The 26452-nt window shown below is 70.9% G+C and carries 23 protein-coding genes and 1 pseudogene; 16 read left to right on the top strand and 8 right to left on the bottom strand.

Going from position 1 to position 26452, the window contains the following annotated elements; translation table 11 throughout:
* Positions 1-143: 143 nt before the first annotated feature.
* The gene (locus IPK37_08350; protein QQS02312.1) at positions 144-1433 is read right to left on the bottom strand and encodes a GNAT family N-acetyltransferase; all 1290 of its coding nucleotides are present in this window, start codon (positions 1431-1433) and stop codon (positions 144-146) included.
* A gap of 162 nt (positions 1434-1595) precedes the next feature.
* Between IPK37_08350 and IPK37_08345 the strand changes: the two genes are divergently transcribed.
* From IPK37_08345 to IPK37_08320, 6 genes are all read left to right on the top strand, one after another.
* Positions 1596-2453: a DUF2236 domain-containing protein gene (locus IPK37_08345; GenBank protein QQS02759.1), complete on the top strand. Its 858-nt coding sequence runs from the start codon at positions 1596-1598 to the stop codon at positions 2451-2453.
* A gap of 222 nt (positions 2454-2675) precedes the next feature.
* Complete coding sequence (locus IPK37_08340) at positions 2676-3101, top strand: hemerythrin family protein (GenBank protein QQS02311.1); 426 nt, start codon at positions 2676-2678, stop codon at positions 3099-3101.
* 44 nt (positions 3102-3145) lie between these two features.
* A complete protein-coding gene (locus tag IPK37_08335; protein ID QQS02310.1) occupies positions 3146-3877 on the top strand; it encodes a hypothetical protein in 732 nt (243 codons plus the stop codon).
* 110 nt (positions 3878-3987) lie between these two features.
* The gene (locus IPK37_08330; protein QQS02309.1) at positions 3988-4341 is read left to right on the top strand and encodes a hypothetical protein; all 354 of its coding nucleotides are present in this window, start codon (positions 3988-3990) and stop codon (positions 4339-4341) included.
* A 43-nt stretch (positions 4342-4384) separates the two neighbouring features.
* Positions 4385-4792, top strand: a complete 408-nt coding sequence (locus IPK37_08325; protein ID QQS02308.1) for an SRPBCC family protein — start codon at positions 4385-4387, stop codon at positions 4790-4792.
* Positions 4793-4865: 73 nt separating this feature from the next.
* Positions 4866-5681, top strand: coding sequence for a PIG-L family deacetylase (locus IPK37_08320; protein QQS02307.1), 816 nt, complete (start codon positions 4866-4868; stop codon positions 5679-5681).
* Between the two features lie 52 nt (positions 5682-5733).
* Here the strand turns inward: IPK37_08320 and IPK37_08315 are convergent.
* Positions 5734-7364 (bottom strand): annotated as a pseudogene (locus IPK37_08315) (methyl-accepting chemotaxis protein).
* A gap of 240 nt (positions 7365-7604) precedes the next feature.
* Here IPK37_08315 and IPK37_08310 point away from each other — a divergent pair.
* Both IPK37_08310 and IPK37_08305 read left to right on the top strand, forming a co-directional pair.
* Positions 7605-8777 (top strand): aminotransferase class I/II-fold pyridoxal phosphate-dependent enzyme, encoded by a 1173-nt coding sequence (locus tag IPK37_08310; GenBank protein ID QQS02306.1) that lies wholly within the window; start codon positions 7605-7607, stop codon positions 8775-8777.
* 166 nt (positions 8778-8943) lie between these two features.
* Positions 8944-9675, top strand: coding sequence for a helix-turn-helix domain-containing protein (locus tag IPK37_08305; GenBank protein ID QQS02305.1), 732 nt, complete (start codon positions 8944-8946; stop codon positions 9673-9675).
* A 59-nt stretch (positions 9676-9734) separates the two neighbouring features.
* On the opposite strand, the gene IPK37_08300 is transcribed toward IPK37_08305, so the two are convergent.
* Positions 9735-11156: a NarK/NasA family nitrate transporter gene (locus IPK37_08300; GenBank protein ID QQS02304.1), complete on the bottom strand. Its 1422-nt coding sequence runs from the start codon at positions 11154-11156 to the stop codon at positions 9735-9737.
* Positions 11153-12514 (bottom strand): NarK/NasA family nitrate transporter, encoded by a 1362-nt coding sequence (locus IPK37_08295; protein ID QQS02303.1) that lies wholly within the window; start codon positions 12512-12514, stop codon positions 11153-11155. Before IPK37_08295 ends, IPK37_08300 begins: the two co-directional genes overlap by 4 nt.
* A gap of 224 nt (positions 12515-12738) precedes the next feature.
* Here IPK37_08295 and IPK37_08290 point away from each other — a divergent pair, with 224 nt between their 5' ends.
* The 7 genes from IPK37_08290 (at position 12739) to IPK37_08260 (ending at position 21873) form a co-directional block, all read left to right on the top strand.
* Positions 12739-16464 (top strand): nitrate reductase subunit alpha, encoded by a 3726-nt coding sequence (locus IPK37_08290; protein QQS02302.1) that lies wholly within the window; start codon positions 12739-12741, stop codon positions 16462-16464.
* On the top strand, positions 16464-18116 hold the full coding sequence (gene narH / locus IPK37_08285; protein ID QQS02301.1) for a nitrate reductase subunit beta: 1653 nt from the start codon (positions 16464-16466) through the stop codon (positions 18114-18116). Before IPK37_08290 ends, narH begins: the two co-directional genes overlap by 1 nt.
* Before the next feature lie 53 nt (positions 18117-18169).
* On the top strand, positions 18170-18883 hold the full coding sequence (gene narJ, locus IPK37_08280; protein QQS02758.1) for a nitrate reductase molybdenum cofactor assembly chaperone: 714 nt from the start codon (positions 18170-18172) through the stop codon (positions 18881-18883).
* Positions 18880-19650 (top strand): respiratory nitrate reductase subunit gamma, encoded by a 771-nt coding sequence (gene narI / locus IPK37_08275; protein ID QQS02300.1) that lies wholly within the window; start codon positions 18880-18882, stop codon positions 19648-19650. The genes narJ and narI overlap by 4 nt, the downstream gene beginning before the upstream one ends.
* The gene (locus tag IPK37_08270) at positions 19647-19976 is read left to right on the top strand and encodes a molybdopterin-guanine dinucleotide biosynthesis protein A (GenBank protein QQS02299.1); all 330 of its coding nucleotides are present in this window, start codon (positions 19647-19649) and stop codon (positions 19974-19976) included. Before narI ends, IPK37_08270 begins: the two co-directional genes overlap by 4 nt.
* A 35-nt stretch (positions 19977-20011) precedes the next feature.
* On the top strand, positions 20012-21343 hold the full coding sequence (locus IPK37_08265; protein ID QQS02298.1) for a DUF3131 domain-containing protein: 1332 nt from the start codon (positions 20012-20014) through the stop codon (positions 21341-21343).
* Between the two features lie 206 nt (positions 21344-21549).
* Entirely contained in the window at positions 21550-21873 is a 324-nt protein-coding gene (locus IPK37_08260) for a hypothetical protein (protein QQS02297.1), read from the top strand.
* Positions 21874-21941: 68 nt separating this feature from the next.
* Here the strand turns inward: IPK37_08260 and IPK37_08255 are convergent, their stop codons facing one another.
* Positions 21942-22553, bottom strand: coding sequence for a hypothetical protein (locus tag IPK37_08255; GenBank protein ID QQS02296.1), 612 nt, complete (start codon positions 22551-22553; stop codon positions 21942-21944).
* An 82-nt stretch (positions 22554-22635) separates the two neighbouring features.
* Positions 22636-23421: a glucosamine-6-phosphate deaminase gene (gene nagB / locus IPK37_08250; protein QQS02295.1), complete on the bottom strand. Its 786-nt coding sequence runs from the start codon at positions 23419-23421 to the stop codon at positions 22636-22638.
* Here nagB and IPK37_08245 point away from each other — a divergent pair.
* Positions 23420-24985 (top strand): amino acid permease, encoded by a 1566-nt coding sequence (locus tag IPK37_08245; protein QQS02294.1) that lies wholly within the window; start codon positions 23420-23422, stop codon positions 24983-24985. The two genes, nagB and IPK37_08245, sit on opposite strands and share 2 nt — an antisense overlap.
* Here the strand turns inward: IPK37_08245 and IPK37_08240 are convergent.
* On the bottom strand, positions 24967-25485 hold the full coding sequence (locus IPK37_08240) for a GNAT family N-acetyltransferase (protein ID QQS02757.1): 519 nt from the start codon (positions 25483-25485) through the stop codon (positions 24967-24969). The two genes, IPK37_08245 and IPK37_08240, sit on opposite strands and share 19 nt — an antisense overlap.
* Before the next feature lie 68 nt (positions 25486-25553).
* On the bottom strand, positions 25554-25931 hold the full coding sequence (locus IPK37_08235) for a L,D-transpeptidase (GenBank protein QQS02293.1): 378 nt from the start codon (positions 25929-25931) through the stop codon (positions 25554-25556).
* Between the last annotated feature and the right edge of the window lie 521 nt (positions 25932-26452).

Genomic DNA, 26452 nt, shown 5'->3' with positions numbered 1-26452 from the left:
CCCTGTCCCGTCCGGGCTGCGTCGTCGTGTTTGCCCCCATAGGGGGTCACCGTAGGCGATCCACCCCCCCGCGCCGCCGAGGGTCGGCGCCGCCCTGTGGACGGAGCGCAACGGCCGCTGACCTGCCGGATGCCCGCAGCCGCTTAACGCGACGTGAGGTCCGCCTCGAACCACTGCTGCGCGTAAGGGTTTTCGTTGTACCGGGGAATCTCCCGGTAGCCGGCGGCGCGGTACAGGCCGATCGCCTCCCCCAGTTCGCCGCGGGTGTCCAGCCGCGACCGGTTCCGCCCCGACGGCCGGATCGCCTCGTGCGCCGCGTCGAGAAGCACCCTGCCCAGGCCGTGGCCACGGCCCGCGGGTGCGACGTACATCCGCTTCACCTCCCCCGTGTAGGCATCGAGCCACCGGACGCCGGCGCAGCCGAGCGCCCGCCCCGCCCGCCGTACGAGGAGGAACTCCCCGTCCGGCGGCCGCATCCCCGTCGACGAATTGGTGCGCACGAACTCCTCGATCTCGGCTTCCGTGGCGGGCCGGCCGAGCTGGCGCGAGCCCACCTCGGCCGTGTACTCACGCAGCAGCGCCGCCGCCTCCGGGTCGTCCGGATCGGCCCGGACGACGACCGAACCCGCGCGATTGCGCTCGACGGTCACCACCAGCCGGTGCGCCGTGATGATGAAGGCCAACCAGGCCGTGCCGAGCAGCCAGCCGGTGACGACGTCGGTCAACCAGTGATGGCCGAGGTAGACCCGGGAGGCGCCCATGACGAGGGCGTAGCCGACGGTCAGCAGCACGATCCAGCACCGATGCCCCCGCGCCCGGCTCTGCCGCAGCAGCAGATAGGCGACGACGCCGGCGACGACGACCGCGTTCAGGGAGTGGCCGCTGGGGAAGGAGGGGGAGAACTCGTACGGCGGCACGGCGTACGCGTGGTCGGGACGTATCCGCTCGGCGTACCGCTTGCCGACCACCGTCATCGTCACGGATCCCGCGGCGGCCGCGACCATCAGCACCACCGGCAGCCAGGAGCGCCAGCGCAGCCCCAGCACGGCCACGACCACCGCCGCCACGATCGGCGCCACCACCGGCCCGCCGAACGTCGTCAGCACGGTGACGGCCGTGTTCAGCCACGGTCGGCGGATCGTGACCATCTCCTGCAGGACGGGCCCGTCGAGGGTCGCGAGGCCGTCCTTGTCGAGGACGGCCACGTACACGTCGCTGGCCAGTTCCGTGGCCAGCCCCATGATCAGGACGCCCACGGCAAGGACGACCCAGAGCGTGGCCCACTGGCCGCCGCCCGGCAGCCGATCCGCGAGGGCGGTCGCCGCCCCGGCGAGGCGCTCCCGGGCCGACCCCGCGCGGGCTCCTCCGGTCACGTCGGCGGCCGGGACCGGCCCCGGATTGACGGTGCGTCCAGGAGGAGAAGGCTCGGTCACCACCACATCATCCTCGGGCCCGGGCTAAACCCGGGCAGCGGTGGGTGGGCTGTCGGCCCGGCGGCGTACGCTCGCCGTGTGCCGACACCTGCGCCACGAACCGTCACGGCCCGGGCCGCCGCTCGGGTCGTCGCCCGGGTCGGCGGACGCGCGCAGCGGGCGATCGGGGAGGCCCTGCGGGACCGCGTCGCCGGTGAGGGCGCGCAGGAGCGGGGCGAGTTGATCTGGGGTACGCCGGGAGAGCGCTGGTTTTCCCCCGGCGATCCGATCTGGCGGGTCCAGGAGGACGCCTCCATGTACGCCGGCGGAGTTGCCGCCCTGCTGCTGCAGATGCTCCACCCGCAGGCGATGGCGGGGGTGGCCGGGCACAGCGGCTACAAGTCCGACCCCTGGGGTCGCCTGCAGCGCACGGCGGACTATCTCGCGATCACCACGTTCGGCACCGCGGCGGCGGGCCAGGAGATCATCGACAAGGTCCGCGACATTCACACCAGGGTACGCGGCAAGGACCATCGCGGCCGCCCGTACCGAGCGGACGACCCCGAGCTGCTGCGGTGGGTGCACGTCGCCGAGGCGCACAGCTTCCTGACGGCCCACCAAACGTACGGGCGCCACCCGCTGTCGCCCGGCGACGCCGACCGCTATGTGCGTCAGGCGGGCAGTGTCTCGCAGCGGCTCGGCACGACCGGGCTGCCGCAGTCGGTCGCCGAACTGCACGCTCAGCTCGAGGCCTTCCGCCCCGACCTGGAGCTCACCGACGCGGCGGTCGAGGCGGCCCGATTCCTGCTGCTGCGCCCACCGTTGCCGGCGGCGGCGCGCCCCGGATACTGGCTCATCGCCGCCGGTGGGGTCGCCATCCTGCCCGACTGGGCCCGCACCATGCTGGAGCTCCCCGACCGCGCCCCGGTGCCCGCCCTGGGGCGCGGCGCCGGCCGGCTGGCCACCCGCACCGTGCGGTGGGGCCTCGCGGGGCTCGCCGAGGACCGCGCGGCCGGCCACCGCGCGTCCGCACCGGCGTAGCCCGGCCGGCGCTGCGTCGCCGCGCGAGCCCCGGTTCGCTGCGGGACGCGCTCAGGGGGCCGATAGGCATGGAGTCGGCGGATCGCAGGCACGGCGGGCGATCACCGGCTTCAATAGTTGACAACGCCTCCTCGCTAGCCACCCGCCTGACGTGGGGTGAGGATCGAGGGACGGACGTCGCGTCGATCGGGGGTCGATCGGCCGGCACGAAAGGGGGAAGCGATGGCGCTCATCACGTGGGGCCATGGCCTCGAAGTGGGCTTCGGCGACATCGACGTGCAACACCGCCGGCTGGTGGCCATGCTCAACCGCCTCGAGAAGGCGGTGGCCGAACGAGGCTCCGGACCCGTCGCGCACCAGGTGCTCGACGAGCTCACGGCGTACACGGCCGTGCACTTCGACTTCGAGGAGCACCTGATGGCCCGGCACGGGCTGGCGGAGCACCCGTCGGCGGCGGTGCACCGGGCAGAACACCGTCGCCTGGTCGACGACGTCGAGGCCTTCCGCGCGCGACTCGCCGCCGGTGACAACAGGATCGATGACGAGGTGCTTCACTTTCTTCGGGACTGGCTCGCCGGTCACATTCTCGGCACGGACCGGCACCTGGCGAAGGCGCTGCGCGACGCGGGGGCCACCTCCGCCGCGTAGCGGCGCCCGACCGTCGGAACCTCCCGCTACCCGAAAGGAGCCGCATGAGCGCGGATCTGGCCGACCTGTATCGGCGCGTGGCCGGCAGCGTGGACAGCGACGCTCGGGCGTGGGTCATCGGCGTGGGTCGCCTGACCGAGTGTGCGGATCTCCAGCCGGTCTCCACCCGGGCGCTCCTGGCCGGCGCCAGCGCGCGGGGGGTCTTCCCGGCCGGCCCCTTCGGGGTCGCTCCGGAGTTGGTCGAGGTCGTCTTCCTCGACGCGGAGCAGCGCGCGGAGGCCACCCTCGCGATCGACCAACCCCCGAGCTTCGTCGCGCGGATGGGGCTGGCCGGCCCGGGGGTCTACACGGCCATGAGCCGATCCGGCCAACTGGACGACGGGTCCCGGGAGCCCAGCCACGTCATGCTCAGCGACGTCGAGGCGGTGCTGATCGACACGCTCGAGCTGACCGAGGCGTACGCCGCAGAGCTCGGCTACGCCGGCCCTGCGCAGGTTCTCGTCGGCGTCGAATCCGCCGTGCCGGGACGGCCGCTGGAGCTGCGCGTCCATGACGAACTCTGTGGCGACAACCTGCGTCCCGCGGCGGGGTATTCGTCGTTCGATCCCCTCCGCGTCGACTACCCGGGGCGGCTGGACGAGGAGTCGGCCGAGCAGCTCCGCTGGGACACCGCCGTGCGCATCGCGCACACCTTCGGTGTCTTCATGCCGCAGCTCGTCGGCCAGGCGAAGACCGTCACGATGATCGCGTATCGGCCCAGCCCGCAAGCGAGTTGACGACACGGGCCAGCCCGTCGACCGTCCGGCTGCTGGGACGGCCGCCCTGTTGATCGGTAGCCATGGTGAGTAGGGTCGCCCCGAACAACGACGAACCTCGGGGAGCCCTTATGAACGCGCTGAGCCGTCAGACCGTGTACGGCCGCATCGTCCCGGCCCTGGCCATCTTGCTGGGCCTCAGCTACGCCTTCATCGACAACGAAGGGGTTCACCGCGCCTTGTTGTTCGCCCTCGTCGCTGCGGCCGCCCTGGGCTGGCTCTTCCGCGGCGACTGCTCCACCGCCGAGGGCGTGGCGCGGGACCAGCGGCGCGCCGCGCGTCGCGAGATGCGCGCCGAGCGCCGCTCGGGCGGACTCCCGGCGCAGCCGGGGGCAACGCCGACGGATAGCGCGAACGGACCGGTGGGCCCGGTCCTCAACGGCGTCCCCCAGGACACGGTGCCCGGCGAGGAGCAGCGGCGCTAGGGTCCCGGCCCCTGCGCCGCAGACCCCGCCGCATCAGGCCGCCGTGGCCTCCTTCGCGCTCGACGTACCCAGTCCGCACCCGCCGGATCGCGCGTGGGCGCGGCTCTGGGACCTGTGGGCCCACACCGCGCTCATCCCGTTCACGACGGTGCGGGGTACGGCAGGCCCGGGCGCGCGCTTCGTGGCCCGTACGGCGCTGGGCCGGTGGGGATTCGACGACCCGATGGACGTCCTCGAGTGGGACCCGCCCCGGCACGCCCGCATCGTCAAGCGGGGCCGGGTCGTCCGCGGCACGATCGACGTCGTGGTCGAGCCGGACGCCGCGGGCGGCTCACGGGTCCGGTGGGCGCAGGAGATCGCGGTGGCCGGCGTACCGTCGGCGGCCGACCCGGTCAGCGCCCTGATCGCGAAGGCGGCGTACCGCAGCGTGCTGCGGCGACTCGTCTCGTGAGCGCGTGAGCGCCTGAGCGCGCCCGGCGGGAGCGCGTCGGGCGCCGGCGCTCGGCCCTGGCATGATCGGCGGCGTGAGCACCCTGGTCTTTCTGCATGCCCACCCCGACGACGAGGCGTCCCAGACGTCGCTGACCATGGCGATGGCCGCCCGCGCCGGTCATCGCGTCGTGGTGGTCTTCGCCACCAACGGCGACCACGGTGAGGTCGCCGCGGACCTGCCGGCGGGGATGGACGTCGTGACCTACCGGCGTGGCGAGGCGGAGTGTTCCGCCCGGTCGATCGGCACCCATCGGGTGGCGTGGCTCGACTACGCGGACTCGGGAATGACCGGGTGGGCGCAGAACGACCATGAACTGTCGCTGCACGCCGCGAACCTCGACGAGGCCGCGGGGCGGCTGGCGCGGCTCCTCGACGAGGAAGCCGCGGACGTGCTGGTGACGTACGACGACCACGGCGGCTATGGTCACCCGGACCACGTCAAGGCTCATCGGGTCGCGCACCGCGCGGCGGAGCTGGCGGCCCGGCGGCCTCGCATCCTGGAGTCGACGATGAATCGCGACTACCTGCGCGGCCTGCGGGTGGCGGCGTTGGCCGCCGACCCTGCCGCCGCGGTCGAATGGGACCCGGACGGGCCCGGCGACGACGGCAACCCCATCGGCAGCCCCGATGCGCTGATCCGCTACCGCGTCGATGGTCGGGCGCTGATCGACGTGAAGCGGGCGGCGCTGACCTGCCACGCCAGCCAGACCACCGACGTCGGCATGATGCTCGCCATCCCGGAGCAGTTCTTCCGGGAGACCTTCGGCTACGAGTTCTATCTGGAGCCCGGCCGGGGCCCGGAGCCCGGCGGCCCGCTGGACGTGTGGTTCCTCGACGACGCGCCGTAGCCCGGCGGGGTTGCTCCCGCCGGGCTACGCGTCGTTCGTCGATCTGGGTGGGTCAGTAGGTGAAGCGGCCGACCAGGGTGCGCAGCTCCGCCGCGCGGGAGGCCAACTCACCAGCGGCCTGAGCCGCCGCACCCGCCGCGGACTCGGTCTCCCCGGCCCCCGGGCCGCAGCCCCGACATTGCCCGCGATATCGCGAGCCCCACCCGCAGCCTCAGCCACGTTGCGGCTCATCTCATTCGTCGTCGCGGTCTGCTCCTCGACCGCCGAGGCGATCGTGGACTGAGTGTCATTGATCCGCGCGATGATCCCGCTGATCTCACTGATCGCCGCCACCGCAGCCTCAGTGTCGACCTGGATCTGCTCCACCCGCCGCGAAATGTCCTCGGTCGCCTTGGCCGTCTCCTGAGCCAGATCCTTGACCTCATTAGCCACCACCGCGAAGCCCTTACCAGCCTCACCGGCCCGAGCCGCCTCGATCGTGGCATTCAACGCCAACAGGTTCGTCTGCTCCGCGATGGACGTGATGGCCTTGATGACCTCACCGATCTCCGCGCTGGACTCACCCAGCTTGCCCACCGTCATATTCGTCTGATCAGCCACCTGCACCGCACTCGCCGCGACCCCCGCCGCGTCGTTGGCGTTCTTGGCGATCTCCCGAATCGAAGCCGTCATCTCCTCGGTACCCGCAGCCACCGTCTGAATGTTCTGCGACATCGTCTCCGCCGCCGCGTTCACCGCACCCAGCTGCACCGAGGCCTCCTTCGAGGTCGACCCCACCTGCGTCGAGACAGCCGTCAACTCCTCCGAGGCCGCAGCCACCGTGCTGGAAGCATCACCAACCTGCGAAAGGACCTGCTGCATCGAAGCCCGCGTCGCCTCCGCCGCCTTGGCCATCTCCCCCACCTCATCGGAAGAGTTCGCCTCGGCAGCCACCGTCAAATCACCACGCTCCATCGCCTGCAACGTCGCCCGCACCGACGTCACCGCCGCGAGGATGCGGCCGGAGATCAGCAGCGCCAGGACCCCCAGCAGGGCCGCACAGGCCAGCGCCACGAGGATCATGGTCACGAGTGCCGTCTGCTTGGCCGAGTTCTTGGCGGCCATGGCGTTGTTCACCCGGGTCTGCACGGCCTTGGTCAGCTCGTCGCCGAACGCGACGGCGTGGTTGGCCAGGTCGGTGGCCTTGCCCAGACCGACCGCCTGGGCCGCCTTGACGTCACCGGCCTTGACGAAGCCGATCACCTGGTCGTCGACCTTCTTGAACTCCTCGACGTCCGCCTTGACGGCGCTGAGCGCCTTCTTGCTGGCCTCGAGCTTGAGCGGGGGGAACTCGCCGAGGACCTTGTCGAGCTCGGCGACCGCACCGAGGTAGGACTTGCGGGCCGCGTTGGCCGGGTCCGCGACGGCGGCCCCCTCCACGTCCGCCTGCAGCAGGTAGCGGTTCTGGGCGCGCTCGACGTTGTACAGGTCCGCCTGGAGCTGCCCGACGGCGATCTGCACGTCCGTGGCCGCGTTGATCTCCTCGGCGGCGTTGTCCATGGAGTTGAGCGAGGTCACGCTGGCCAACCCGATGGCCGTCATGCCGAGCAGGCCGACCAGACCGATGGACAGGATTTTGGGCCGGAGCCGCAGAGCGGCCAAACCACGAGGAGCGGCGGCGGGCGGGTTCGCTGAGGCAGTCATCTAAGCGTCGGTCCTTTGGCGAGCCGGCGCGATGCTGCGCCGGGCGGCGGCCGCGCGCGACATCCTCGCCGCCCGCGGAGGGGACACCCCCCTTCGGACCCGTCATCGGCCGGATTCCCTGGGACCTGAGGCGATTTCACCCGGGTGACCGCGTAGATTTGCGCGACGAATGACCAGCTGAGGACCTCCATGTGGGTCTTGGGTTTGGCGCCGGACGGCTCGACCGGCCAGGGTGGGGCCATGCCGATCGTCACCCTCACGCCGGAGCAACTCCGCGCCCGCCACACCATGAAGTGGACCCGGTTCGCCCCGGACGTTCTGCCCCTGTGGGTCGCGGAGATGGACCTGGAGACCTGCCCCGCCGTCGGGGCCGCCGTGCGCGAGGCGGCCGCCCGCGAGGTCTTCGGCTACCCGACCCACGACGACCGGCTGGCCACCGCCACGACCGACTGGTGCGCGACCCGCTACGACTGGGCCATCGATCCGCAGCGGGTCCACCTGCTGCCCGACGTGCTCACCGGCGTGCGCCTCGCCATCGATCACTTCACCGTCGCCGGGTCGCCGATCGTGCTGCCCGTCCCGGCGTACATGCCGTTCTTCGACGTGCTCGAGGTGACCGGGCGGCGCGGCATCTACCCGCCGATGCTGCCCCACACCGAGCCGGACGGCGCGGGCGGCTACCGGTTCGACCTCGACGCCATCGAGGCGGCCTTCGCCGCCGGGGCCGGCGGGATCATCGTCTGCAATCCCTATAACCCGCTCGGTGCCGTCTTCCCCGCCGACCACCTGGCCGAGGTCTGCGCGCTCGCGGAGCGTTACGGCGCCCGGGTGATCTCCGACGAGATCCACGCCACGCTGGTCTTCGGCGACCGCCATGTCCCGACGGCCACCGTGAGCGACATCGCGCCCGAGGTGACCATCACGCTCCTGGCCAGCTCGAAGGGCTTCAACACCCCGGGGCTGCGCTGCGCTCAGGCGGTGCTGACCAACGCCGGGGACGTCCGCGCCTGGCGCAAGATCAACCCGATGCGCAGCCACGGCGCCTCCACCCTGGGCATCGAGGCCAGCATCGCCAGCTACCGGGACGGCGCGCCGTGGCTGGATGAGCTGCTGCCGTTCCTGCAGGCGAACCGGGATTACGTGGTGTCGGCGCTGGCCGAGGTCGCCCCCGAGCTGCGCGTCGCCCCGCCCCGCGCGACGTACCTCGCCTGGCTCGACTTCCGGGACGTCCCCGCTCTCGCCGGGGCGGACCCGTCGGGCTGGCTCCTGGAGCACGCGAAGGTCTTCCTCAACCCGGGCCCGGCGTTCGGGCCGGGCGGGCAGGGCCACGCCCGACTCAACTTCGGCACCTCGCGTCAGATCCTCGCCGAATTCGTGGACCGCGTCGGGCGGGCCGTTGGACGGGATATTTAGAGGAGCGCCACCCCGCCGCGCCGTCGCCACCCCTTCGGCGGGCCGCTCCGGCTAACTGAGCCGCCCACTGGACAGGTGTATGGCTGTTTACTGTTCGGGTGCCTGATGCGCAGGCCGGTCTCGACCGAATAAAGTGGACCCTATCCTCAAGACAGGGGCACCGGACATGAGCACGGTCTCGCGCGACGATCTGCTGTCGTCCCAGGTGCGCCGGCGCATCGTCGACCTGATTCGGGAGTCTCCGAGCAAGCTGGCCGCCGCCGACTTGGCCGGCACCCTCGATCTGCACGTGACGACAGTGCGATTTCACCTGGATCAGCTGGAGCAGGCCGGCGTGCTCACCGCCCAGCGCGAACGTCGGGAGTCCGTGGGGCGGCCACGCAAGGTGTACGCCGTCGCCCCGGAGACCGTCCCGGTGAACGAGTCCGCGTACGTCGTGTTGACCGGCGTCCTGGCCGAGGCGATCCCGGGCATCCGCACCGAGCGTTCGGGCGCCTCGATCGCGGCCGGGGCCGCCTGGGCGCGGCGCAATGTCACCGCGCGCGAGGCGGCGGCGGTGACGGGCCGGGAGGCCGAGCTTCCCGTCCGCGAGCTCATCGACGTGCTGGCCCGGTGGGGATACCGCCGCGAGACCGTGACCGTCGAGCAACCCCGCCCGGGCTGCCATCGGTTGTCCCTGTCGCAGTGCCCCATGCGAGAGGCCGCGATCGAGAACCCGGACGTCGTCTGCGCCGCCCACCTGGGCCTCATTCGCGGCACGCTGTCCCGGCTCGGCGTCGCCGATGTCTTCGTGCGGGTGCAACCCATGGTCACCGAGCAGGTGTGCCTCGTCGATCTGGTCCGCGGCCAAGCCGGCGGCGCGCTGGAACTGTCACCACCCGCGAAACAGCCGGCCTGACGGCGCACGCCGTACGACGAGGCTTCGTCGTACGGCGTGCGCGGTGGCCAGGCGAGGGGTCAGCTCGGCTTGGGCGCCCCCGGCCGGGCGTAGCGCACCCAGGTGATGACGACGCACATGATCGCGAAGGCGATCCCGATGATGTAGAAGGTCGGCGCCGGCATCAGTGTCAGGCCCACGCCGAACAGGAACGGACCGAACGCGGCGATCGCGCTGGTCCACCCGATCACGCCGCCGGCCTGCCGCTTCTCGAAGATCATCGGCATCTGCTTGAACGTGCTGGCGTTGCCGATCCCGGAGAACAGGAAGATCGCCATCATGCCCCAGAAGAACCTGGTGAACCCGCTCTGCAGCGTCGCGGCCGACGACGCGTCCGGGGTGAGCGCCGAGATCGTGAAGGCGATCGAGCCGATGAGCCCGATGCCGGAGACCAGCGTCCAGATCGCGCCGCCCATCTTGTCGGTCAGCGGCGCGAACGCGAACCGCGCCACCGCGCCCACCAGCGGCCCCCAGAACACGAACGTCGCCGGGTCGGCCACCGAGTAGCCCGGGACCAGGACCTTGGTGACCCCGCCCACCGTCGAGACGATGTCGGGGTTGCCCGCGCCGTACAGGTTGATCGACAGGAGGCCGAACTGCGCGGCCAGGCCCGAGAACGTGCCGAAGGTCATGATGTAGAGCAGCGTCATGAGCCAGGTGTCGACGTTGTTGAAAATGTCGAACTGCTGGCGGATGTTGGCCTTGATCGGCACCGACTTCAGCAGCATCCACGCGAGGACGGCGCCGACGATCATCAGCGGGATCCAGAAGAAGGCGCCGTTCTGGTACCAGACCGTCGCCACCGGCTTGCCGGGCACCTTGAGCTGCTGCGAGCCGCCGATGAAGCCCAGCCAGGACACCCCGACCAGGATCGGGACGAACAGCTGGACCAGCGAGACGCCGAGGTTGCCGAGGCCGGCCTGGATGCCCAGGGCGGTGCCGGACATGCGCTTGGGGAAGAAGTACGACGTGGAGGGCATGAACCCGGAGAACGCGCCGCCGCCGATGCCGGCGAGGAACGCCAGGACCATGAGCTCCCAGTACGGCGCGGTCGGGTTCATCACCCGCACCCCCCAGCCCAGCGTGGGGGCCACGAGCAGCAGCGTCGTCGCGGCGACCATCTTGCGCGTGCCCAGGATGGGGGGCAGGACCATCCAGACGATGCGCAGCAGGCCGGCCGCCAGGCCCGGCATGGAGGCCATCCAGTAGAGCTGGGACGCCGAGAAGTCGTAGCCCAGGGCCTTGAGCTTGGGGACCACGGCGCTGGGCAGATACCACGCGACGAACGCCAGCGTGAGGCAGAAGGTGGTGACCCAGAGGGTCCGCCACGCCAGGCTCTTGTCCCAGGTGGCCTCGTTCTCCGGGTCCCAGCTGGTCAACCATTCGCCGCCGGTGCGCGAGGCGTCATCTGCACTCGACGGGGCGGGGGTAGCGCTGCTCATGCCATGACCTCACTGGTGTCGGGGTGGCTGGGGTGGGGGTGAATCGTATGGTCGTCGATCTCGCGCGAGATGTGCGGGCTGTGCCGTTCGTGCATCCGCAGGATCGTCACGTGCATCCACGTGGCGCAGACCACGACGAGCAGGAACAGCACGAAGAAGGTGCTCGTGGGGAACCCGGACCACTGCTTGCTGTAGGCGAACAGGGGCGGCAGGAAGAAGCCGCCGAGGCCGCCGAGCATGCCGACCAGGCCGCCGACCGAGCCGACGTTGTCGGGGTAGTACTCGGGGATGTGCTTGTAGACGGCGGCCTTGCCGACGCCCATGGCGCAGCCCAGCAGGAAGATCAGCAGCGTGAACGGCACCAGCGTGATCCCGTAGGAGAGGTGCTCGCTCGACCGGCCGTCCGCGTGATGAATGACGATGTGCCCGTTCGGCATCATCAGGATGCCGGAGGTGAGGAGCATGAGTCCGAAGGTGACGTACATGACCTTGCGGGCGCCCATGCGGTCCGACAGCCAGCCGCCGACGGGGCGCAACAGCGACGCGGGGAAGATGAAGACCGCCGTGAGCAAGCCGGCGGTCGTGAGGTCGATGCCGAAGTTGTCGATGTAATACTTCGGCAGCCAGGCCGACAGGGCGACGTAGGCGCCGAACACCGCGACGTAGTAGAGGCTGAACCGCCAGACCCGCAGGTGCTTCAGCGGCTCCAGCATCTCGCCGATCGGCTTGCTGGCGCCGGGCATCCGGTCGCGCCGCGGCGTCACGACGAACGTCAGCACGGCCAGGATCAGCAGCAGCACCGAGTAGATGACGGGTACGACGCGCCATCCCCCCTGGACCACCCCCAGGTAGGTCGCGCCGGCGGTGCCGGCGATGAGCGGCGGGCCGATGAACTTGGTGACCGAGGCGCCCACGTTGCCCGCGCCGAACACCCCCAGGGCGAAGCCCTGGCGGCGGCGCGGGAACCAGGCCGCGTTCCAGGCGATGCCCACCGAGAACAGGTTTCCCGCGAATCCGACGAGGAACGCCAGGACGAGCAGCATCGCGTAGCTGCGGGCCTGGGAGACGAAGTACGCCGGGATGGCCGTGGTGGCCAGCATGAACAGCGTGACCTTGCGGCCACCGATGCGGTCGGTGAGCATTCCGGCGGGCAAGCGCCACATCGAGCCGTTGAGCACGGCGACGGCGCTGATCCAGGACAGCTCGACGTCGGAGAGCTTCAGCTCCTTCTGAATGGGTACGCCGAGGATGCCGAACATCAGCCACACCGCGAACATGACGGTGAAGGCCAGGGTCGACATCACCAGGACGGCGTTCGCGCCGCGCTCCGAACGATCCGCAGGATCCGCGATGGACATAGTACTCCCGGGGCGAGCAATAAAAAGGAACAGCTCACGGTAACACCGACCGGGCGGTCGGCGCGCCCGCGACGCAGGACGCGCCGTGACGAGTCCCCGTACACCGGATGTGACAGGCTAAGACGAACGTCCATCAGGACATGTTGAGCGTATCCTGTGCAGGCCACAGGCAGCGTGGTTGAATACCCCTATCCTTCAAATTCGGCGATGGATCAGGAGCACCCATGAGCACGCAGGCCTCCCGCCGCGAGGCGGCCGGGTTGGACGGCCCCCTGTCCGAGGCGCTGGTCGGGACGCGGCGATTCTTCACGAAGGCCGAGGTGTCCGCGGACGGCCGCACGATGCAACGCGTGGGCGGCCGCGGGGGCGACAGCTTCTATCGGGACCGGTGGAGCCACGACAAGGTCGTCCGCTCCACGCACGGCGTGAACTGCACCGGGTCGTGCTCCTGGAAGGTCTACGTCAAGGACGGGATCATCACCTGGGAGGCCCAGCAGACGGATTACCCGTCGACCGGCGCGGACCGCCCGGAGTACGAGCCCCGCGGCTGCCCCCGCGGCGCGGCCTTCTCCTGGTACACCTACAGCCCCACGCGGGTCCGCTATCCGTACGTCCGTGGCGTGCTGATCGACATGTTCCGCGAGGCCAAGGCGCAGTACGGCGACCCGGTGCTCGCCTGGGCCTCGATCGTGCAGGACCCCGCCAAGCGGGAGCGCTACACCCGGGCCCGCGGCAAGGGCGGCCTGGTGCGGGCGACTTGGGAAGAGGTCACCGAGATCGTCGCCGCGGCCAACGTCTACACGATCAAGCGCTGGGGCCCCGACCGGATCGCGGGCTTCTCCCCGATCCCGGCGATGTCGATGGTCTCCTACGCCTCCGGGGCCCGGTTCACCGAGCTCATCGGCGGGGCGATGCTCTCCTTCTACGACTGGTACGCCGACCTGCCCGTCGCTTCCCCGCAGATGTTCGGCGACCAGACCGACGTCCCCGAGGCCGGGGACTGGTGGGACGCCGGCTACCTGATCATGTGGGGCTCCAACGTTCCGTTGACCCGCACCCCGGACGCGCACTGGATGACCGAGGCCCGCTACCGCGGCCAGAAGGTCGTCGTGATGGCCCCGGACTACGCCGAGAACGTCAAGTTCGCCGACGAGTGGCTGGCCGTGGCGCCGGGCACCGACGCCGCCCTGGCCATGGCGATGGGCCACGTGATCCTGCGCGAGTTCTTCGTCGAGCGCCCCGTCGAGTTCTTCACCGACTACTGCACGACGTACACGGACCTGCCGTTCCTGGTGACCCTCGACGAGAAGGACGGGCACTACGCCCCGGGCAAGTTCGTCGTCGCGGGCGACCTGGGCGACGTGCTGCCGGACGCCAGCGCGTCCGAGAACGCGATGTGGAAGCCCGCGCTCATCGACGCCGCGACCGACCAGGTCGTCATCCCCAACGGCACGCTCGGCGACCGCTACGGCGACGCGGGTGTCGGCAAGTGGAACCTCGACCTCGGCGAGACCAAGCCCCGCCTGAGCCTCTACGGCGCCCCCGACGTGGAGCACGTGCAGGTCGCGCTGCCGCGCTTCGACGCCCTCGACGGGAAGGTCGCCGACCTCCCGCGTGGGGTGCCCGCGCGGCGGATCGGCTCGCGCCTGGTCACCACGGTCTTCGACCTCATGCTCGCGCAGTACGGCGTGGGCCGCGAGGGCCTGCCCGGCGCGTGGCCGACCGGCTATGACGACGCGGAGGCGCCGTACACCCCCGCCTGGCAGGAGGACATCACCACCGTCCCGGCCGCCGCGGTGGCCCGGATCGCCCGCGAGTTCGCGCAGAACGCCGTCGACTCGCACGGCCGCTCGATGATCCTCATGGGGGCCGGGACCAACCACTGGTACCACTCCGACCTCATCTACCGCGCCATGCTCGTGCTCACCACGATCACCGGCTGCCAGGGCCGCAACGGCGGCGGCTGGGCGCACTACGTCGGCCAGGAGAAGATTCGGCCGCTGTCCGGCTTCCAGCACACGGCGTTCAGCCTCGACTGGCACCGGCCGCCGCGGCACATGGCGCAGACGGCGTACTGGTATCTGCACACCAGCCAATACCGCTACGACACCTACAAGGCGGCCGACGTCGCGGGCGGCCTGGACGACTTCGACGGGATGACCGTCGCCGACCTCGTCGCCCAGTCGGCCCGCGCGGGCTGGATGCCCAGCTATCCGACGCTCAACCGCAACCCGCTCACGCTGTGTGACGAGGCGGAGCAGGCGGGCATGGAGCCCAAGGACTACGTCGTCGACCAGCTCAAGCGCGGCGAGCTGGCGTTCGCCGCCGAGGACCCGGACGCCGAGGAGAACTGGCCGCGGGTGCTCATGATGTGGCGGGCCAACCTGTTCGGCAGCTCCGCCAAGGGCGACGAATACTTCCTGCGGCACCTGCTCGGCACCGACCACGGCGTCAACGGCGCCGAGGCGAGCCCGGACCAGCGCCCCAAGGAGGTGCGCTGGCGCGAGCAGGCCCCCGAGGGCAAGCTCGACCTGCTCATGACCATCGACTTCCGCATGACCAGCTCCACGATGCTCTCGGACGTCGTGCTTCCCGCGGCCACCTGGTACGAGAAGAACGACATCAACACCACCGACATGCACCCGTTCATCCACTCCTTCAACCCGGCGATCGCCCCGCCGTGGCAGTCCAAGACGGACTGGGATGCGTTCGTGGAGATCAGCAAGGCGTTCTCGGAGATGGCCGCGACGCACCTCGGGGTCCGCAGGGACCTCGTCGCCAAGCCGCTGTGGCACGACACCCCCGAGGCGATGGCCAACGAGCACGGCGTCGTGCGGGACTGGAAGCGCGGCGAGTGCGAGCCGGTCCCCGGCAAGACCATGCCGGTCCTCGCAGTGGTCGAACGCGACTACGCCGCGACGTACCAGAAGATGACGAGCATCGGCCCGCTCTTCGAGAAGGTGGGGAACGCGACCAAGGGGATCCTGTACGACGTCACGCGCGAGGTCGACTACCTGCGGCGCAAGAACGGCGTGCGGCACGGCGGCGTCGGCGACGGCCAGCCCAAGCTCGACACCGCGATCAACGTGGCCGAGACGATCATGGCGCTGTCCGGCACCACCAACGGCCACTTCGCCACCCAAGGCTTCAAGACCCAGGAGAAGCGCTGCGGCAACCTCATGCACGACCTCGCGGCCGAGCACGAGGGCAAGATGATCACGTACGCCGACACCGTGGCCGCCCCGGTCCCGGTCATCACCAGCCCGGAATGGTCGGGCTCGGAGACCGGCGGGCGGCGCTACAGCCCCTTCACGATCAACATCGAGCGCAAGAAGCCCTTCCACACCCTGACGGGCCGCATGCAGTTCTATGTCGATCACGACTGGATGCAGAAGATGGGCGAGGCGCTCCCGACGTACCGTCCCCCGCTCAACATGACCCACCTCTTCGGCGAGCGTCCCCTCGGGGAGTTGGGCGACGTGGACGGGTCCGTGGCCGTGTCGGTGCGGTATCTGACCCCGCACAACAAGTGGTCGATCCACTCCGAATACCAGGACAACCTGTTCATGCTGAGCCTCGGCCGGGGTGGGCAGTCGATCTGGATGAGCGACATCGACGCCGCCAAGATCGGCGTGAAGGACAACGACTGGGTCGAGGCGGTGAACCGCAACGGCGTCGTCGCCTCGCGCGTGATCGTGACCCACCGCATGCCCGAGGGCACGATCTACATGCCGCACGCCCAGGACCGACTCATCGACACCCCGCTGACCGAGCACAACGGTCGCCGCGGCGGCATCCACAACTCGATGACCCGGATCATGGTCAAGCCGACGCACATCATCGGCGGGTATGCGCAGCTGGCGTACTTCTTCAACTACATCGGTCCGACCGGCAACAACCGCGACGAGGTCACGATGATCCGCAAGCGTTCGCAGGAGGTGACCTACTGATGCGCATCATGGCTCAGATGGCGATGGTGATGAACCTCGACAAGTGCATCGGGTGTCACACCTGCTCGGTCACCTGCAAGCAGGCCTGGACGAACCGCACCGGCACGGAGTACGTCTGGTTCAACAACGTCGAGACGCGCCCCGGGCTGGGTTATCCGCGCCGGTATGAGGACCAGGACGAGTGGAAGGGCGGCTGGACGCTGACCGGCTCCGGTCGGCTCAAGCTGCGCGCCGGCGGCCGACTGCGCAAGCTCGCCAGCATCTTCGCCAACCCCAAGATGCCCTCGATCCAGGATTACTACGAGCCCTGGACCTACGACTACGAGACGCTGCTCAACGCCCCGGCCCAGAAGCACTTCCCGGTGGCGCGGCCGCACTCGCTCATCTCCGGCAAGCCGATGAACATCTCCTGGTCGGCGAACTGGGATGACGACCTCGGCGGCTCGAAGGAGACGGCGCACCGGGACGTGATGCTCAAGGGCATCGCGGACAAGGTGAAGTTCGAGTTCGAGAAGACCTTCATGTTCTACCTGCCGCGCATCTGCGAGCACTGCCTCAACCCGAGTTGCGCGGCGTCGTGCCCCAGCGGGGCGATCTACAAGCGCACCGAGGACGGCATCGTCCTGGTCGACCAGGACAAGTGCCGCGGCTGGCGCATGTGCATCACCGGCTGCCCGTACAAGAAGGTCTATTTCAACCACAAGACCGGCAAGGCCGAGAAGTGCACGTTCTGCTTCCCGCGCATCGAGGTCGGCATCCCGACCGTGTGTGCGGAGACGTGCGTCGGTCGGCTGCGCTACATCGGGCTCATGCTGTACGACGCGGACGCCGTGCTTGCTGCGGCAAGCGCGCCGGAGCAGGAGCTGTACGCCGCGCAGCGCAGCGTCTTCCTCGACCCGCACGACCCGGCGGTCATCGCCGAGGCGGAGCGGGCCGGCATCCCCGGCGACTGGATCGCCGCGGCGCAGCGCTCCCCGGTCTACCGGCTGATCCACGACTACGAGGTGGCGCTGCCGCTGCACCCGGAGTACCGGACGATGCCGATGGTCTGGTACATCCCGCCGCTGTCGCCCGTCGTCGACGTCATCCGGGAGACCGGCCACGACGCGGAGGACGCCGGCAACCTGTTCGCGGCCCTTGAGGCGCTGCGCATCCCGGTCGAATACCTCGCCAACCTCTTCACCGCGGGCGACGTCGCCCCGGTCGAGGCGGTGCTGCGCCGGCTGGCCGCGATGCGCGCCTACATGCGCGACATCAACCTCGGGCGCGACCCGAACGGCGCGATCCCGGCGAGCGTCGGGATGGGCGAGGAGGACATGTACGAGATGTTCCGCCTCCTGGCCCTGGCCAAGTACGACGAGCGCTACGTGATCCCCACCGCGCACGCCGAGCAGGCGCACTCCCTGGAGGAGCTGGCCACCGGCTGCGACGTCGCCGCCTACGACACCGCACCCCGCGGCGTCTTCGGCGAGGGCTCCGGAGAGACCACGCCCATCGCCGTGGAGAACTTCCGGATGCTGCAGCAGCGGCAGACCGCCGACGCGCTCACCCCCTCGGGGCAGGGCCGCGTCAACCTGCTCAACTGGGACGGCAAGGGCATGCCCGAGGGGATGTTCCCCGGCGAGGACGGCGAGCGCGAGGTGCGGCGGTGAGGCTCGCCCTCCGGCGCCGCAAGAGTGCACGGCTCCCCGTCCCGGAGGAGGCGATGCGGGCGGCCTGGCAGTGCGCGTCGGTCCTCATCGGGTATCCGGACGACGCCGTGCTGGGACACCTCCCGATGCTGCGGGACGTCGCGCTGCGGCTGCCGGAGTCGTGCGGTACGCCGTTGCTGCGGCTGATCGACGACCTGGCCGCGACCGATGCCGAGACGCTGCGCCGCCAATACGTGGCGACGTTCGACTACACCCGCCGGTGCGCGCCGTACCTGACGTACTTCGCCTACGGCGACACCCGCAAGCGCGGGCTCGCCCTGGTGGAGTTCAAGCAGGCCTACCGGCGCTGCGGCGTCGAGCTGGCGGACGCCGACGCCGAGCTGCCCGACCACCTCGGGGTCGTGCTGGAGTTCGGGGCGAGCGCCGACCTGACCACGGCCCTGGGGCTGCTCCTGGACCACCGGGCCGGGCTGGAGGTGCTGCGGCTGGCGCTGCTGGAGGCCGGCTCGCGATGGGCCGACGCGGTGGTGGCGGTGTGCGCGACGCTGCCGGCTCTGGACGGCGAGGAGACCGCGGCGATCGCCCGGCTCGTCGCGCAGGGGCCGCCGAGCGAGGACGTGGGGCTCACGCCGTACGGCGAGCTCGCGCTCGACCCGCGCCTCGACGCCTACCTGAACCCGCGCCCCGCCGATGACGTGGCGTGGGCGCAGTCGCAGGAATCCGCGCCATCCACCTCGACACCAGCCCGCGAAGGAGCCCGCTCATGAACACCCTGCTCTGGGTGGTCTTCCCCTACATCTGCCTGACGGTGTTCGTGGTGGGCCACTTCTGGCGCTACAAGTACGACCAGTTCGGCTGGACGACCCGCTCCAGCCAGCTCTACGAGGACCGGCTGCTGCGCTGGGGCTCCCCGATGTTCCACTTCGGCATCCTCTTCGTCGTGCTGGGCCACGTGATGGGCCTGCTCGTGCCGAAGAGCTGGACCGAGGCCGTCGGCATCAGCCAGCACCTCTACCACCTCATGGCGGTGTCCGTGGGCCTGCTCGCGGGCTTCCTGACGCTGGCGGGGCTGGCGATCCTCATCTATCGGCGGCGCACCACGGGGCCGGTGTTCAGCGCGACGACGCCGATGGACAAGGTGATGTATTTCTTCCTCGCCGTGACGATCCTGCTGGGCCTGGCGAACACGCTCGGCTGGCACGCCCCCGGCATCGGCGGGGTGGGCACCGAGGTGGGCGAGTACAACTACCGCGACGGCGTCTCGATCTGGTTCCGCCAGCTCGTCACGCTGCACCCGGACCCGGACCTCATGGCTGCAGCGCCGCTCGGGTTCCAGCTGCACGCCCTGGTGGCCTGCCTGCTCTTCGCGCTGTGGCCGTTCACCCGGCTGGTGCACGTCTTCTCGGCGCCGTTGGGCTACCTGACCCGGCCGTACATCGTCTACCGCACCGCGGACCGGCGCCCCGGCGTCGGGACCGGCACCCACGCTCCGCGACGGGGCTGGGAGTCCCGGCCGGAGCTGACCAAGCGATGAGCACCACGGCGACGCCGGCGGCCGGCGAGGTGGACGCGCAGCCGGCCCGGCCCCGGCACGACCTGACCCAGGAGCAGGCCCGCTGGGCCGACTGGGTGGAGCACACCTCGACCCTGCTGGGCATCGACCCCGCGCTCGTCGACATCGCCGCGATCCACGACCTCACCAAGGTCGTCGCGCACGAGCTGGACCGGCCGCTGGCGCCGGTGAGCTCGTTCATGCTCGGGCTGGCGATCGGCACCCGGGGGGCGGGCGCCGATCAGGCCGCGCTCAAGGACACGATCGTGGCGACGGTCCGGCAGGGCTCGGCGGCGCCCCGCGGGTGAGCCGACTCGCGTCGGCGCGGTGACAGAATCCGGACATGGCAGACGCGGCCGCGCCCACCGACGACGACGTACGGCGGTGGGCCCAGGCCACCTGGCGCTGCCTGGCCGCTTCGGTGGACGAGGGCACCGGCCTGCCCGCGGACGGCATCGATGACCGCCTCGACCCGGCCACGCGCACGCCATACACCTCCCCCACGAACGTCGGCGGCTACCTGTGGAGCGCGGTCGCGGCCGGCGCCCTGGACCTGACCGACGCCGCCGACGTGCGCGACCGCTGCGCGCGCGCCCTGGACACCCTGGCCGCGCTGCCGCGGCACGAGACGACTGGGATGTTCTACAACTGGTACGACATCGCGACCGGCGAGCGCACCGACACGTGGGGGCGCCGGGCTCGGCTGCTGACCCCGTTCCTGTCCAGCGTGGACAACGCGTGGCTGGCGATGGCGCTCGGCATCGTCGCCCAGGCCCATCCCGAGCTGCGCGGTGCCGCGGAGCGGCTGCTGACGCCGATGCGTTTCGACGCGTACTACGACCCGGCGGCCCGGCCGGACGGTGGCCTCATGCGCGGGGGCTTCTGGGAGACGCCGCAGCGCAACCGGTCGGTGCCCACGACCGATCCGAGCGGGGCGCCGATCCACGTGACCCGCCACCATTACGCGCTGCTGAACTCCGAGACGCGGCTGGTGACCTACGTGGCGCTGGGCCTGGGTCAGCTCGGGCCGCAGGCGTACGCGGCGCTGGAGGCTCCCGTGGCTGGATACGCGGGCCATCGCGCGATCGCCTCGCTCGGGGGGTCGATGTTCGAGGCGCTCGCGGTGGCGGCGTTCGTGCCCGAGGAGGACTGGTCGCCGGCCCTGTGGGGGGTGAGCCACGCCGGCACGGTGACGGCGCACCGGGCGTACGCCGCGGAGGCGGGTTGGCCGGTGTGGGGGCTGTCGCCGTGCGCGTGCCCCGGCCGCGGCGCCGCGGGCGGCTACAGCGAGTTCGGCGTGCCCGCGCTGGGCATCCTCGGGGACGGCTACCGGACGACGTGGCGGGGCCAGGGTGTGGTGACGCCGCATGCCGCCGCGCTCGCGCTGCCCTATGACCCCCGCGCGGCGCTGGGCAACCTCGCCGCGCTGGAGGAACTCGGCTGCTTCGGGCCCGGCGGGTTCGTCGACGCGATCGGGGTGCGCACGCGCCGCACCAGCCGGCGGCATCTGACGGTCGACCAGTCGTTCCTGCTCGCCGGGCTCGCCAACCATCTGCGGCACGGCCTCCTGCGCCGACTCGCGCTGCAGCCGCGGTTCGAAGCCGCCCTCCGCCCGGTGCTGGCGCGACGGGTGCCGCCGTGGGGCCGCGAGGTCCGGGCCGGCGCAGGGACGTGACCAGCGCCACTTCCGCCTTACTTACCGACCGGTTAGGAAGTGATCTTGCTGACAGCGACCCCTCTGAGTTTGGGTAGCGCCCTGAAATCGGCGCAAGATGGACACGTGTCCGCCACATCGCGGCAACCCGCGCGACGAGGTGGCACGGCACAGTGACGCGAGTGCCCGCGCAGCCGCGAGGCCCCGTCCAGAGGTGAGGAGGAGCCGTGACGACCGCAGCCAGTGACAGTGCGATGACGACCCTGGTGATCGGGTCCGGCCCGGAGGAGAACCGGCTGACCGACGTTCGCGTGATGCTGCCGGGGCTCCTGGCCCAGCAGGTCCACCACTTGTGCCTGGACCTGCGCTCGTGCCCGCACCTGAGCGACTCCCAGCTCACCGAACTGTGCCGCCTGCAGAAGTCCTGCCAGGATCGCGATATCGACCTCGACCTGGTCGGGCTCGACCAGGAGGCGCTGGACCAGCTACGCGCGACGTACACGAAGACGCGCAAGCCCCGGCCCGCCGAGCAGGCCGCGACGCTCCGCTAAGGCGCCCCGTCGCGAAGTTCTGCCGCCGCTGATTGGGCAGCTTTGGCACGGCTGGCGTGCCCAACCGGTCAGGGCAGCGGCCACCAGAGATCGTCGACCGGGCGGCGCACCGCGTCGCAGTCGTCCGCCAGGCTCCACTCGTCGACGTCGTAGCCCTCGGCCGCCATCAGCACCCAGCTGCGGCCGCCGATCTCCAGAAGGAACTGCAGGACGAGGCGTTGCCGGTACGGCGGCGGGGTCCGATGCGCGTGCAGGATGCAGGCGCCCTGGTCGATCCGACCCAAGGCCGGCCGGCCGGGCCCGGTGGGGTCGGTCGGGGGCCCGGTCGCCCGCTGCCGCATCGTGGAGCGGACGATGGTGAACTCGTTGGTCTCCCCGGAGGCGATGATCGCCTCCTCGCCGCCCTCGAGCGCGATGACCAGGGCCTGATAGCTCGTCCGGTCGTCCTTGGGTGCCCACCACTCGAGGTCTTGGTCGGCGTGCAGGTCGCCGTGGGGTTCCCAGCCGACCACGGTCCGGCCGACGAGGGAGAGGAGGATCGTCGCGTTGGCGACGGCGCGGTCCAGGTCGCGACGGTCAATCAGGGGGGCGCCACCCCGAGCCAGGCGCTCGCGGCTGGGAAGCGGCTCCCCGGCCTGCCGGACGAACACCGCCTCCGCCCCGCACGACGGGCTAGCCATGAGGCGATCGTAGGACGTTACGCGCGGATCCCTCAGTGTTCCTAGGTAATCCGTGGTCGCCCGAGCCGTCCGGTCGCGCGGACTAGAGCCCCTGCCAGTGCGGCTTGGCGGCGTAGGTCTCCGCGAAATAAGAGGCCAGCTGCAGCCGCGACGCCGCAGCCCGATCCACGAGAACGGTGGCATGCGGGTGCATCTGCAGGATCGTGGCGGGCCACAGGGCCGAGATCGGGCCCTCGACGAGCTGGTGGACGGCCTGGGCCTTGGCCCGACCCGAGGCCAGCAGCACCAGGTGCCGGGCGGCCATGATCGTGCCGACCCCCTGGGTCAGGCAATGCGTGGGGACTGCGTCGACGTCCCCGTCGAAGAACCGCGCGTTGTCGTGCCGGGTCTGGCTGGTCAGCGTCTTGATCCGAGTCCGCGATCCCAGCGAGCTGCCCGGCTCGTTGAAGGCGATGTGCCCGTCGGTGCCGATCCCCAATAGCTGCAGGTCGACCCCGCCGGCGTCGGCGATGGCCTGCTCGTACGCCGCCGCGGCTGCCGGCAGGTCACTGGCCGACCCGTCCGGGCCGTGCACCCGGGCCGGGTCGATGTCGACGCGCGCCACGAACTCCCGCTCGATGACCGTTCGGTAGCGCTCCGGGTGGTCCGCCGGCAGCCCGACGTACTCGTCCAGCATGAACGCGGTCCCACGCGCCAGACTGACCCGACCGGCGGCGACGCGGCGCCCCAGCTCGGCGTACACGCTCAGCGGGCTGGACCCCGTCGCCACCCCCAGCACCGCCGCCGATTCTTCGTGGAACAACGCCACGATGGCGTCCGCCGCGAGTGCGCCCGCCTCCGCCGCGTCGGCGCAGATGACGACCTCCATGACCCACCTCCCGTCCCGCCGCCGCCTCGTGATCAATCTCCACCAGATCACATCTCGCACCGTGGGACCAAGATCGGGGATAGTGGCCCCCGTGGCCGACACACGTAGCTATCTGCGCCGGAAGCCGATCGATGACATCGCGGAGCCGCATCGGGGACCCACAGCGCTCCTGCCCACGCTTGGGCTGTGGCAGCTCACGGCCATCGGCATCGGCGGCATCATCGGCGCCGGGATCTTCTCCCTCGCCGGCAGCGTCGCGAGCGGCGCGCAGGGCGGCAAGGGCGTCGGACCGGCGGTGCTGATCTCCTTCCTCATCGCGGGCATCGCGAGCGCGGCCGCTGCGTTCAGCTACGCCGAGTTCGCGGGCATGATCCCGCGGGCCGGGTCCGCCTACACGTATTCGTACGCCGTGCTCGGCGAGGTCGTGGGCTGGTGCATCGGCTGGGACCTGCTGCTGGAATACACGGCCATCGTGGCGGTCGTCGCCATCGGCATCTCGGGCTACTTCGGGTTCCTCCTCAAACAGCTCGGGATCACGCTGCCGCAGTGGATGCTCGGCGCGCCGGGGACTGGTGACGGGCATCGCATCGACCTGTTCGCCGCGTTGCTCTGCCTGTTCATCGCGTTCCTGCTCACGCTGGGCATCAAGAACGCGGCGCGCTTCGAGACCTTCGTCGTCGGCATCAAGGTCGCCGTGGTCCTGCTGGTGATCATCGTCGGCGCCATGCACGTCAAGACCGACAACTACACCCCGTTCGCCCCCGCGGGCTGGACCGGCGCGATGGGCGGCGCGGCGACGGTCTTCTTCGCGGTGTTCGGGTACGACGCGATGAGCACCGCGGCCGAGGAGTCGAAGGACGCCCAGCGGCACATGCCGAAGGCGATCATGTATTCCCTGGCCGTCTCGATGGTCCTCTATGTCGGGGTCTGCCTCGTCCTCACGGGGATGATCCCCTACACCCAGATCGACCCGAAGTCCGGCATCTCCTCGGCGTTCGCCACGGTGGGCCTGGACGGCCTCGCGACGATCATCGCCGTCGGCGCGATCGTGGGCATCCTGACGGTCATGTTCACGTTCATGCTGGGCGTCACCCGGGTCTGGTTCGCCATGAGCCGCGACGGTCTGCTGCCCCGGTGGTTCGCGAAGACCCACGCCACGCGGCACGTGCCCGTGCGGGTCACCTGGGTGGTCGGGGTCGCCTCGGCCGTGATTGCCGGGCTGCTGCCGATCGCGGAGGTCGCCGAGCTGACGAACATCGGCATCCTGCTCGCCTTCGTCCTGGTCTGCATCTCGATCATCGTGCTGCGGCGCACCCGGCCCGACATCGAGCGGCCGTTCCGCTGCCCGGCGGTCCCGCTCGTGCCCGCGCTCGGGGTGCTCTTCTCGCTCTGGCTCATCTCGTTCCTGGAGCCGGTGACCTGGCTGCGCTTCCTGGTCTGGTTCGCCGTCGGCCTCGCGATCTACTTCCTCTACGGTCACCGACACTCCCTGCTGAACCGACCGGAGGCCGACCTGTACGTCGACGCCGTGCGCCCCGGCGGCGATCAGAGCGGCAAGCCGTAAGCCAGCAGCCGGATGTCCGGCCTGGGTGACCAGTCCCGGGATGGGTCGCGGCGAAAGCCCAGCTCCGCGTAGAGCCGATGCGCCGCGACCATCCACTCGGCCGTCGAGAGCACCACGCCATCGGCCCCCTGGGCCCGGGCTCGCGCGACGCACGCCGACACCAGCGCGGTGCCGACCCCCAGCCGTTGCGCGCCGGGATCCACGGCCAACATCCGGAACTCGGCCTCGCCCGGGCGGGCGATCTCGCCCCACGGCGAGCCGGTGGGACACCAGGTGACCGTGCCGAGGACCCCGCGCGCGAGCCCATCGCCCTCGTCGCGGACGGCGACCCACACCTCGGCCGCCGCGTCGCGCGCCGCGACATCGCGCAGGTCCGCGAAGTAGGGGTCGTTCGGCGCCAGGCCGCTGGGGTCGTACGCGCGCACCGCCAGCTCGCCGACTGCGGCGGCCTCGTCGGGCTGCACCCGACGTACCCGCACGATCGTCCCGTCCGCGCGCATTCCCGAGCCCATACCCGGGAGCCTAACCGCCCCGCCAGGGGCGCGGCGAGAGCTCGCTGGGCGGGCGCCTAGTACACGTAGACCGCGGCACCCAACGGCACCCGGTTGAACAGGGTCTTCGCCGCCTCGAGGTCGCCGATGTTGACGCAGCCGTGGCTGCCGATGTAGCCGGGACCGGCTGCGGCGAAGGTGGGCGAGTAGTGGATGTAGATGCCGCGCGCCAGGTCGTACTCCAGGCTGTACGGCATCGCCGTGTCGTACTCCTTGCTCCACGCGTTGGCGTCCTTGACGCGGACGGCGTATAGGCCGCTCGGCGTCTCGTAGCCCGGCCGCCCGAACGCCACCGGCGTGGCCAGCCACAACGCCCCACGCTCGAAGTAGCGCAGCGTCTTCTCGGCCTTGCTGGCGCACAGGATGTGTGGCCGCTGCAGGCAAATCGCCGGCACGGCCGGCGTGGGCGGGGCAGGCGGCGGTGCCGGCACCGGCGTGGGGGGCGCAGGTTCCGGCCCAGGTGTGGGGGGCGCAGGCTCGGGCTCTGGTGCCGGCGGGGGCGGCGGCGGGGAAGGGTACGTCGAACTCCACGGCTGCCGCGGCGCGGGCGTCGGAGCGGCGGACCGCTCGGCCGGGGGCGCGGGCCGTGATCCGTCGTCGGTCGAGGCCGCGGCGAGGCCGCCGGACAGGCCGCCGAGCGCCCCCGCGACGACGACCGCTGCTACGCCCCGGACCACTCGCCGCAGACTCACGTCATTCCCCCGGATTCCGTTGTGCAGTGCCCGCGCTGGCACTGTCCACATCCTTCACCCCTGGGCGGGCGCGCGCAAGGAGCAGCGGAACGCATCCGCCCGGCTTCCGCGAGCCGGTCCCGGCGTGCCCAGCTCGTGAGACGCCGCGCGCGCGAGCAGGCCGTTGACCACCACGGACGTCGTACGACGTGGCCGGCCCGCGCGTCGCGCGGCGGTGCGGTTGA

It is taken from the genome of Austwickia sp., assembly GCA_016699675.1.
Lineage (GTDB): Bacteria > Actinomycetota > Actinomycetes > Actinomycetales > Dermatophilaceae > Austwickia.
The sequence above is the reverse complement of the archived record's forward strand: the minus strand, read 5'-3'. Positions and strand labels throughout refer to the sequence as shown.

Bases quoted from the DNA above. Each gene is read 5' to 3' on its own strand.
- IPK37_08340 (QQS02311.1), top strand. From the start codon at position 2,676: ATGGCGCTCATCACGTGGGGCCATGGCCTCGAAGTGGGCTTCGGCGAC.
- IPK37_08335 (QQS02310.1), top strand. From the start codon at position 3,146: ATGAGCGCGGATCTGGCCGACCTGTATCGGCGCGTGGCCGGCAGCGTG.
- IPK37_08330 (QQS02309.1), top strand. From the start codon at position 3,988: ATGAACGCGCTGAGCCGTCAGACCGTGTACGGCCGCATCGTCCCGGCC.
- IPK37_08310 (QQS02306.1), top strand. From the start codon at position 7,605: ATGCCGATCGTCACCCTCACGCCGGAGCAACTCCGCGCCCGCCACACC.
- IPK37_08305 (QQS02305.1), top strand. From the start codon at position 8,944: ATGAGCACGGTCTCGCGCGACGATCTGCTGTCGTCCCAGGTGCGCCGG.
- IPK37_08300 (QQS02304.1), bottom strand. From the start codon at position 11,156: ATGAGCAGCGCTACCCCCGCCCCGTCGAGTGCAGATGACGCCTCGCGC.
- IPK37_08295 (QQS02303.1), bottom strand. From the start codon at position 12,514: ATGTCCATCGCGGATCCTGCGGATCGTTCGGAGCGCGGCGCGAACGCC.
- IPK37_08290 (QQS02302.1), top strand. From the start codon at position 12,739: ATGAGCACGCAGGCCTCCCGCCGCGAGGCGGCCGGGTTGGACGGCCCC.
- narH (QQS02301.1), top strand. From the start codon at position 16,464: ATGCGCATCATGGCTCAGATGGCGATGGTGATGAACCTCGACAAGTGC.
- narJ (QQS02758.1), top strand. From the start codon at position 18,170: ATGCGGGCGGCCTGGCAGTGCGCGTCGGTCCTCATCGGGTATCCGGAC.
- narI (QQS02300.1), top strand. From the start codon at position 18,880: ATGAACACCCTGCTCTGGGTGGTCTTCCCCTACATCTGCCTGACGGTG.
- IPK37_08270 (QQS02299.1), top strand. From the start codon at position 19,647: ATGAGCACCACGGCGACGCCGGCGGCCGGCGAGGTGGACGCGCAGCCG.
- IPK37_08265 (QQS02298.1), top strand. From the start codon at position 20,012: ATGGCAGACGCGGCCGCGCCCACCGACGACGACGTACGGCGGTGGGCC.
- IPK37_08255 (QQS02296.1), bottom strand. From the start codon at position 22,553: ATGGCTAGCCCGTCGTGCGGGGCGGAGGCGGTGTTCGTCCGGCAGGCC.
- IPK37_08245 (QQS02294.1), top strand. From the start codon at position 23,420: ATGACCCACCTCCCGTCCCGCCGCCGCCTCGTGATCAATCTCCACCAG.
- nagB (QQS02295.1), bottom strand. From the start codon at position 23,421: ATGGAGGTCGTCATCTGCGCCGACGCGGCGGAGGCGGGCGCACTCGCG.
- IPK37_08240 (QQS02757.1), bottom strand. From the start codon at position 25,485: ATGCGCGCGGACGGGACGATCGTGCGGGTACGTCGGGTGCAGCCCGAC.